Here is a 9,542-nt window from a genome sequence, read left to right as displayed (position 1 = left end):
TGTCTCCGATTATGGGGAACGATGTCTGGGAACATGCCTACTATCTCAATTACCGCAATGCTCGCGGCGAGTACCTCAAGCAGTGGTGGAACGTGGTCAATTGGGATGAGGTCGAGCGACGCTACCAAGCCGCACTCGCGTAATTGGGAGAGGGGGGAGACAATGTAGGGGCACAAGCATTTGGGCGATAAATTCTGGGTAATCGCGAAACTGAACAAATCCAAATGCTTTGCCCTCTTCACCGGACTCAGAGCAATGAGAGCGATCGAGGCTCATCTGGAGAGCTTTCCCATTTCGGGTTTATCATCTCAATTAGAGAGTGCCGTCCCTAAAAAATGACAGATTTGCCCACCAGCGATCGAATTGACGCTGAAAACGAAAACGCCCTCGAGGAACTGCTGTGGGAAATCGATGCTTCCCAGGGTTTGTTCAAGCCGATGCTGGCCCACTGCAACTATCGTGCGTTGCGCGAGTACCTAGTGGTGCAGTTGCGGCGACGCTGCGATGCCGATATTCGCACGGTGTTTCTCCATCCCTCGGCGACGAAACTGTTTTCCGTTCTCCGATCGGAAATTGGTGACGATAAACCCGAAGCGGTGATGGTGTTTGGCTTGGAGTCGGTACGGAATATCGATCGCTTTTTAGCCCTCGCCAACTGGATGCGGAACGAGTTTCAGGCGCAATGTCCTTATCCCTTAGTCCTGTGGGTGAACGATGATGTGGTGGCCAAACTGATTCGCCTCGCCCCGGATTTTGCCGATTTCTGCACCTCTGCCGAATTTTCCATCGCCCCAGGAAATTTGGTCTTTGAAATTCGCAAAGCCAGCGATCGCCTTTTTTCCGTCGTTCTCGCCACCGGGGCCGATCGATTTCCCTCCAACCCAACTATTTTCGGCCCGGAATACGCCTCGGAGTTGAACGCCGCGTTGCGGGATTTGCAAGAATACGATCTGTCGCTGCCTCCGGAACTCCACGCCACCTACCAGTTTGCCCTGGGGCGAGATGCCTACCTCGATGACAACATGGATGAGGCGCTGGATTTGTATCGCCAAAGCCTGGACTATTGGCAAAGCGCGATCGAATCTCCCCATCTTGCCTCCAAAATTCGCGAGGAGTTGGGTCTCAAAATTGGGGCGCTGCTGTTCGATATGGGGTTGTGTCACTCCCGGCGCGGGCAATTGAATCGCTTGGAGGCAAACCGGCACTGGCAAGCGGCACGATCGCACTTCGAGACGGGCATTCAGGCATTCGAGGATGCGCGTCGATCGGATATAGCGGCGAAATTTATCCCCCATTTGGGCAAAACCCTGGGACAACTCGAAGACTGGGATGCCTTGTCGGCGTTGGCGAAAAAGTCCGAACGACTCCATCAAACCTACGGTACGCCAGCCCAGTTGGCGGGGGATTACGGGTTTTTGGCGCAAGTGGCGCTGCAACGGAAAAATTGGACGGAAGCGCGAGAATTCGCCATCGAGGCACTGAACGTTCTCGAGACGCTACCGATAAGCGAATGGCAGCACAAAGGGTTCTACGAGTTGTTGCTGGGGCGCGCCCAACGAAAGTTAAAGCAACTCGATGGGGCGTTGGCGAGTTTGGAACGGGCGCGGGAAACGGAACCCGATCGCGATCCTTGGTTGTATATCGAAATTCTCAACGAGTTGCGATCGCTCTACTACTACGATCTCCAAGACTACGTTAGCGCGTTTCAAGTGCGGCAAGATCGCCGTTCCGTCGAGCGACAATTTGGCTTTCGGGCATTCATCGGTGCTAGCTATTTGCGCCCCCGCAAACAGTCGAAATCTCCCCTCGATCGCTCCGTTGCGCCCGATACCATTCCCCAGGAAATTCTCTCCTCCGGCCGCGAGAAAGATGTCAAACAATTGATGGCGCGCATTGGCAGTACCCAACATAAATTGACGATCGTTTACGGTCAGTCGGGGGTGGGTAAAAGTTCCCTGATTCAAGCTGGATTAATTCCGGCGTTGCAACCGGAAACCTTTTCCACTCGCGATGTGGCGATCGTGCCGTTGCGAGTCTATACCAACTGGGAACGGGAAATCGGAAATCGGCTGAAAAGTTCTCTCGATTTTTTACAGGTTCAATGTCCAGATGGAATTGATTCTGTTGAAAGAATTATAGCACAATTAAAGCGCAACGAGACGTCTAACTTACTCACGGTTTTAATCTTCGACCAATTTGAAGAATTTTTCTTTATCTGTCAAAATTTAAAAGAGAAAAAAGCCTTTTTAAACTTTCTCGGTCGCGCCCTCGACGTGCCCTTCGTCAAAGCGGTGATTTCCCTGCGAGAAGACTACCTTCATTATTTGGCGATCGCCAATCGATTGCCGAGTATGGCAGTAATTAATAACGATATTCTCAGCCGCAATATTCTCTATTATTTAGGCAACTTTTCCCCCGAAGATGCCAAAGAAATCGTTCGCAGTTTAACGGAAAATGCCCAATTCAAACTCGAGGTCGATCTCATCGATGCGTTTGTGGACGAACTCGCCCGAGAAACCGGGGAAGTGCGACCGGTGGAATTGCAAATTGTCGGGGCGCAGTTACAAGCGGATGGTATTACCAACCTAGAACAATATCAAGCATTAGGGGGGAAAGATAAACTCGTCGAATGCTATCTCGAAGAAGTGATTCAAGACTGCGGCGATCGCAACGAAAAACTCGCCCGCTTAGTTCTCTATTTACTCACCGATGAAAATAACACCCGTCCCCTAAAAACCCGCACCGAACTCGTCAGAAGTTCCCTCATCGCCAACGGCAATTTCGAGGTTTCCGATCTCGATTTAGTCCTCACCATTTTTTCCGAATCCGGCTTAGTTTTCGTCCTCCCGGAAATTCCCGAAGATCGCTATCAACTCGTTCACGATTATTTAGCGAAATTCATTCGCCAAAATCAAGGCACGCAACTATCGCAACTTCAAGAAGAACTCGATCGCGCCAATGCCGAGAAAGAACGCAGCCAGCAAAAACTCAATCGGTGGTTGCAAAGCACCCTGGTGGTATTTATCGCCTTGACGGGGATGTCCCTGGCCCTGTGGCGGCAGGCGGAAACCCAAAAACAAATTGCCGAGTTTCGAGAAAACAGCGCCAATGCCGAAGCCCTATTTGCCACCCGCGAACTCGACGCCCTCGTCGAAGCGATGAAATTCGGTCAGGAACTCCAAGAAAACCTGCAACCCAATCTCGCCCGAAATATTTGGGGCGGGATCGATCCCAAAACCCGAATGCAGGCGGTAACGGTTCTGCGGGAAATCGTCTACGGGACGGCGACGCGCAACCATCTCGACGCGCGCGGGGGGTTGGATAGCGTTAATTTCAGCCCCGACGGTCAGACGATCGTGGCTTTTAGCAGTTTGGAAGGGGTGCGACTTTGGGATTGGCAAGGTCAGGTGTTGCAAACCTTACCGGTGGGCCGGGTGGGGGTCAACGCCGTTCGTTTGAGTCCCGACGGCAACACCCTCATCCTGATGCGGGAAAACGGGACGATCGAATTTTGGTCTCTGGGGGGAGAAAAACTGCAAACCCTCGAAGGTTACGGGGAACGCCTTCACCAGCTTTTATTGAGTCCCGACGGGCAAACCTTGGGGATTTTGCGCGCCGATGGTTTCGTGGAACTGTGGCAAAAAACCCCCGATGGTCGGGGGAGTTTTCAAAAAGCGATCGAATACGAGAAACGCACCAACAGCGCCACTTTTGCCCCCGACGGCCAGACCTTTGCCACGGGCAACGAAGATGGAACCGTGGAACTGAGAAACCGGGACGGTACCTTACGCAAACAGTTCAAGGCCCACCAGAATCCGGTAACGACGGTTCAATTCAGCCCCGACGGCAATACGATCGCCACCGGCAGTTGGGATGGGATGGTGAAGCTGTGGAACGCCAATGGAGAGGCGATCGCCACGCGCCAGATTTCCCAAAACACCACTGAGGGCTTCTTCGGGGTCAATATTCTCCGCTTCAGTCCCGATAGCAGCCTCCTCGCCGCGACCAGTTGGAACGGTACCGTGGAACTGTTGAACCGAGACGGGAAACTCATTGCCTCTGTGGTGGGCGATCGACAGGAGGTGACCCATCTTAACTTCAGCAGCGACAGTCAAACCATTGCCACTACTGGTCTTGCCGATGGGGTCAAACTTTGGAACCGGCAGGGGGAAGAACAGCATAACCTGCGCGCTCAGGGATCGGGGGTGTTGAAGGGATACATTAGTCCCAACGGCGAAACCGTCGCCGTCGCCAATTACGATGGGACGATTCAGTTGGTGGATTTGGAGAAACTCGATCGCGGTTTCCTCGATACCCTCGAATCCACAGATGCCCCCATCTATCGCCTTCACCTGCGCCGGGATGGGACGATCGTTGCCCTGGTGGGAGACGATCGCCAGCTTCAACTCTGGCATCGGTATCGGGGACGGTTAAAGACCCTAGAGAATGGGGAGGTGGGGGTCAAAGATTTCGATGTGAGTCCCGATGGCATCTTAGTGACGGTGGATGATGACAGCCGAATTCGACTCTGGAGTCGGGACGGCGAACCCGTCGAGAGTCCTTTCGATTCGATGGATTTGCAGATGTGGGTCGATCGCATTGGGTTTGCGGCCAATGGCAATCTGATTACCATCGGTTGGGATGAAACCGAGGCGAAAAATACGATCGCCCTCAGGAAACCCGATGGTACTGTGGTGGCGAGGCAACCGGTGAGTGGGGATTTCACCCATCTCGATAAAGTGGCGTTGAGTCCCGACAGAGGCACCCTCGCCCTTCCCGGTCCGAATCATACCGTGCAACTGTGGCATTTGGGGGAAGCGGAACTCGAAGCCGGGGAAACCCTCATCGGACATCGCGATCGCATCACCCACATCCATTTCGGACCCGACGGCAACTCGATCGCCACCGCCAGTACCGACAGTACCGCCAAGCTATGGGATATTGAGGGAGAACTGCTCGAAACCTTTATCGGTCACGGGAATGAAGTCACCAGCGTGGCGGTGAGTCCCAGTGGTAATACCATTGCGACGGCCAGTCGGGACAATACCGTGAAATTGTGGAACCTCCAGGGGCCGCCGATCGAAACCCTCACCGGTCATGGAGATGAGGTCACCCAGGTCTCTTTTCACCCCAATGGTAAAACCCTGGTAACCCTGGGCAAAGCAGGTCAGGTCATTTTTTGGAACTTGGATCTCGACGATCTCCTCGCGCGGGGTTGTCGGTGGCTGGAGGATTATTTAGCCACCCATCCCGAGGATTTAGCGGAGTTGGAAATCTGCCAAACGGATATGCTGCTGGCCGATGCGGCGGATTCCTGGGTGCGAGAGGGGAAATCCAAAGCCCGGAACGGCGATTTGCAGCAGGCGATGGCGGCGTTCCAACAGGCGAAGACCTGGAATCGGGAGTTAGAAATCGATCCGAAAGCGGCAGCAGCCCCCGCGATGGTGGTTGAAGGGGAAGAACTGGCAATGAACGGTCGGATCGATGCGGCGATTGCCAAGTACGAGGAAGCCCAAACCCTCGATCCCACCTTAGAGATTTCTGCCGAGAGTTGGGATGAGTTGTGTTGGTACGGTAGCCTCAACGATCGCGCTGGGACGGTTCTCGAAGCCTGCGATCGCGCTGTTGCACTCAACCCCGAAGATGGTCTAATTCGCTGGAGTCGCGGCATCGCCCGAGGGTTGACGGGGAATTCGGCTGGGGCGATCGAAGATTTTCAAGGGGCGATCGAATGGATGGAACGGCAAGATTACGAAGGGGGTGTTTTTACCGGGGATATCGTGCGCCTGGAAGCCTGGATTGCATCTTTGAAAGCGGGGAACAATCCTTTGACGGCGGAGGAACTCGATCGGGTGGAAAATTTTCGGTAGGGTGTGGGGTGGCTTCGGGAGCTTCGGGGGCTTCGGAGGCTTCGGAGGCAGGGGAGGAAGACGATGCGCGAAGTCGCGGTATTTGGGTTAATTATCCTGGGTTGAGATCGCCCTCTCTCGAAAGAAAAAGGCGATCGTATTTGAAAAGGTTCTCATGTCTGCTCGGCTTCAGCATCCTGCCAGCCCTCAACCGCCCCAGCGACAAACGCACCGAAGGGATTGTCGATCGCTCTTTCAAAAGCTTTCAAACCGCCTTCTTTCACCGCGTTCGTCACCCGCTGCTTGAAGGTGGGGTCGCGTTCGATGCGCTCGATCGCCTTTGCCGCAACGGTCATTTTTTCCGCCGTGGTGTTTGTGGGGTAAGACTGCTCCAGCTCTTCTAGAATCCCTCGGATTTCCGCTGCCGCTTCAGCGAGATTTTGCTTTTGCTCGGGGGCGTAGTTGTGCTGGGTTGCCACCATTTTGCCGTAATTTTTGCCCGCGACACCTCCGGGAATGTTAGCCCCTTGTTGGTTGAAGGTGGTGTTCTCGGTGTGGTTGTTGGCCATAGCCAATTTCTCCAATGTTTTATCGAGCGATCGTTCCAATGCCTTAATTTCACCACAGGATTCAATAAATCGCCTTTCGCTCTCGTATAGCGCTTTTGTCTTTGTTTCGACTTCAGCCCTGAGTTTCTCTAGGTCTTCGCCCGTTGCTTCCGTATCGAGCCTCAAGCGGACGACATAAGTTCCGCCCTTTTCCTCGATCGATTGCATCGAAACGCCAGAATTCGGATACTGCTGCCGTACTTCCTCAAGGGAATTGAAGAACGCTTGCCAATCAATCCCCTCAGTGAAAGTAATATCGATGGTTTCCAAGGAACTTTCCCTGACCTTCACCCACTCATCGAACTCTCCAGGAGCAAAAGTGCCGCTCGGGTCTACAGGCAATCGCCCGGAAAACTTATGTGTCTCACGGTCGAAAGTTCGGAAGATGTAATCGCATCGAATATTTTTGAGTGTTGTTGAACTTCCCATCTGCCAATCGGCAATGCAGGCTCCCGTGAGAGTTGCTCCGCTGAAATTAGCATTGAGTACCCTTGCTGCATAGAGATTTGTCCCGGTCAGGTAGGCATCACTCAGGTCGGCTCCAATCAGGTAGGCATCACTCAGGTCGGCTCCAATCAGGTAGGCATCACTCAGGTCGGCTCCTCTCAGGTAGGCTTCTCTCAGGTCGGCTTCTCTCAGATCAGCTCTTCTCAGGTAGGCTCCTCTCAAGTCGGCTCCTCTCAGGTAGGCTTCTCTCAAGTCGGCTCCTCTCAGATCAGCTCTTCTCAGGTCGGCATCGCTCAGGTCGGCTTCAATCAGGTCGGCTCCAATCAGGTCGGCTCCAATCAGGTCGGCTCCAATCAGGTCGGCTCCAATCAGGTCGGCTCCAATCAGGTTGGCTCGACTCAGCTCGGCATCACTCAGGTTGGCTTCTCTCAGGTTGGCTCGACTCAGCTCGGCATCACTCAGGTTGGCTTCTCTCAGGTTGGCTCGACTCAGCTCGGCTCCAATCAGGTCGGCTTCTCTCAGGTTGGCTAGACTCAGGGAGGCCCGACTCAGGTTGGCTCCTCTCAGGTTGGCTAGACTCAGGGAGGCCCGACTCAGGTTGGCTCCTCTCAGGTTGGCTAGACTCAGGGAGGCTCCTCTCAGGTTGGCTCCTCTCAGGTCGGCTCCTCTCAGGTCGGCTCTGACTGTATTATGTTCTTCCCGCCACTGGTTCCAAGTCTCTACCCCCTGTTTCAGAATTGCCAAATGTTCTTCATCCGCCATAACCGCTCCACGTCAAGTGCCAACCAAATTTCAGAGGTTTTGCTCCCCTCACTTTCCCTTATCTTAAAAATCTGTCTTGGAAATTTTGCATTTTTAATTTTGCATTTTTAATTCCCCCTACCCCACCCCCTCCAAAAACACCTCCCGATGCCACCGCAGCGCATCCAATCGGGGCTAGTACCGCTCCTGGGACGGCAATCGAATCCGCTCCCCCCGAAATTCTGGCATCGGTTTGGCATGGGGCGAGTCTTTCCGCAAATCCTCCGACACCACGATCGAATACTCATAGTCGAATCGCAAACCAAAATCGATCGAATCCCCAGCGATCGTTCTTGCACGGGTTCAGCCCGTTTGCTCGGCTTCAGCATCCTGCCAGCTCTCAACCGCCCCAGCCACAAACGCACCGAAGGGATTGTCGATCGCTCTCTCAAAAGCTTTCAAACCGCCCTCTTTCACCGCGTTCGTCACCCGCTGCTTGAAGGTGGGATCGCCTTCGATGCGCTCGATCGCCTTTGCCGCAACAGTCATTTTTTCCGCCGTGGTGTTTGTCGGGTAAGACTGCTCCAGTTCTTCTAGAATCCCTCGGATTTCTGCTGCAGCTTCGGCGATATGTTGCTTTTGCTCTGGGGCGTAGTTGTGGTGGGTTGCCACCATTTTGCCGTAATTTTTGCCCGCGAGACCTCCGGGAATGTTAGCCCTTTGTGGGTTGAAAGTTTTGTTTTCGGTATGGTTGTTGGTCATCGCCAATTTCTCTAGTGCTTTATCGAGCGATCGTTCCAATGCCTGAATTTCACCACGGGATTTATTGAATTGCCTCTGGAGTTCGTATAACGCTTTTGTCTTCGTTTCGACTTCAGCCCGGAGTTTCTCCAGGTCTTCGCCCGTTGCTTCCGTGTCGAGCCTCAAGCGGACGACGTAAGTTCCGTCTTTTTCCTCGATCGATTGCATCGAAACGCCAGAATTCGGATGCTGCTGCCGTACTTCCTGAAAGGAATTGAAGAACGCTTGCCAATCAATTCCCTCCGTGAAAGTCATATCGATAGTTTCCAAGGAACTTTCCCGGACCTTAACCCACTGCTCGAACTCTCCAGGAGTAAAGGTGCTCCTCGGGTCTACAGGCAATCGACCGGCAAACTTCTTTGTCTTGGGGTTGAAAGTTCGGAAGATATAGTCGCACCGAATATTCGCAAGCCTTGTCGAACTTCCGAGCTGCCAATCGGCAATGCAGGCTCCTGTGAGAGTTACTTTGTTGAAATTCGCATTGAGTACCCTGGCCGCGAATAGATTTGTCCTTGTGAGGTCGGCTCTACTCAGGTCGGCTTCACCCAGACGGGCTTCTATCAGGTCGGCTTCACTCAGGTTAGCTCCGATCAGCTTCGCTCCACCCAGGTCGGCTTCGCTGAGGTTAGCCTCTATCAGCTTCGCTCCACCCAGGTTGCCTTGTATCAGGTCGGCTCCTCTCAGGTCAGCCAGACTCAAGTCAGCCAGACTCAAGTCAGCCAGACTCAGATCGGCTCCACTCAGGTTGGCTCCACCCAGGCGGGCTTGTATCAGGTCGGCTCCGATCAGCTTCGCTCCCCCCAGGCGGACTTCTATCAGGTGGGCTCTACTCAGGTCGGCACCACTCAGGTCAGCCAAACCCAGGTTGGCTCCTCCCAGGTGGGCTTCACTCAGGTCGGCTCTACTCAGGTTAGCTTGTATCAGGTTGGCTCCTCTGAGGTTGGCTCCTCTCAGGTGGGCATCACTCAGGTCGGCATTACCCAGGTGGGTTTCACCCAGGTAGGCACCACTCAGGTCGGCTCTACTCAGGTGGGCTTCACCCAGGTAGGCACCACTCAGGTCGGCGAGACCCAGGTTGGCTCCTCTGAGGTCGGCA

General features: G+C 53.9%; 3 protein-coding genes and 3 pseudogenes. 2 read left to right on the top strand and 4 right to left on the bottom strand.

All coding sequences use genetic code 11. The annotated features are described in order from the left end of the window. The first annotated feature begins 11 nt into the window (after positions 1 to 11). Both AC2215_RS00225 and AC2215_RS00220 read left to right on the top strand, forming a co-directional pair. Entirely contained in the window at positions 12 to 143 is a 132-nt protein-coding gene (locus AC2215_RS00225) for a Fe-Mn family superoxide dismutase (RefSeq protein WP_486807929.1), read from the top strand. 192 nt (positions 144 to 335) lie between these two features. Further along, a complete protein-coding gene (locus AC2215_RS00220) occupies positions 336 to 5,870 on the top strand; it encodes an nSTAND1 domain-containing NTPase (RefSeq protein WP_486807928.1) in 5,535 nt (1,844 codons plus the stop codon). Positions 5,871 to 6,022: 152 nt separating this feature from the next. Here AC2215_RS00220 and AC2215_RS00215 read toward each other — a convergent pair. From AC2215_RS00215 to AC2215_RS00200, 4 genes and pseudogenes are all read right to left on the bottom strand, one after another. After that, positions 6,023 to 7,345: pseudogene (locus AC2215_RS00215) on the bottom strand (pentapeptide repeat-containing protein); the annotation flags it as partial. Between the two features lie 24 nt (positions 7,346 to 7,369). Further along, positions 7,370 to 7,465: pseudogene (locus AC2215_RS00210) on the bottom strand (pentapeptide repeat-containing protein); the annotation flags it as partial. A 9-nt stretch (positions 7,466 to 7,474) separates the two neighbouring features. Further along, positions 7,475 to 7,666: pseudogene (locus tag AC2215_RS00205) on the bottom strand (pentapeptide repeat-containing protein); the annotation flags it as partial. 342 nt (positions 7,667 to 8,008) lie between these two features. Beyond that, positions 8,009 to 9,542: pentapeptide repeat-containing protein (locus AC2215_RS00200; RefSeq protein ID WP_486807927.1), on the bottom strand; the 1,534-nt coding region annotated here is incomplete at its 5' end.

The organism is Zarconia sp. (assembly GCF_057467645.1).
This window is presented reverse-complemented; position numbering and strand designations above follow the sequence as displayed.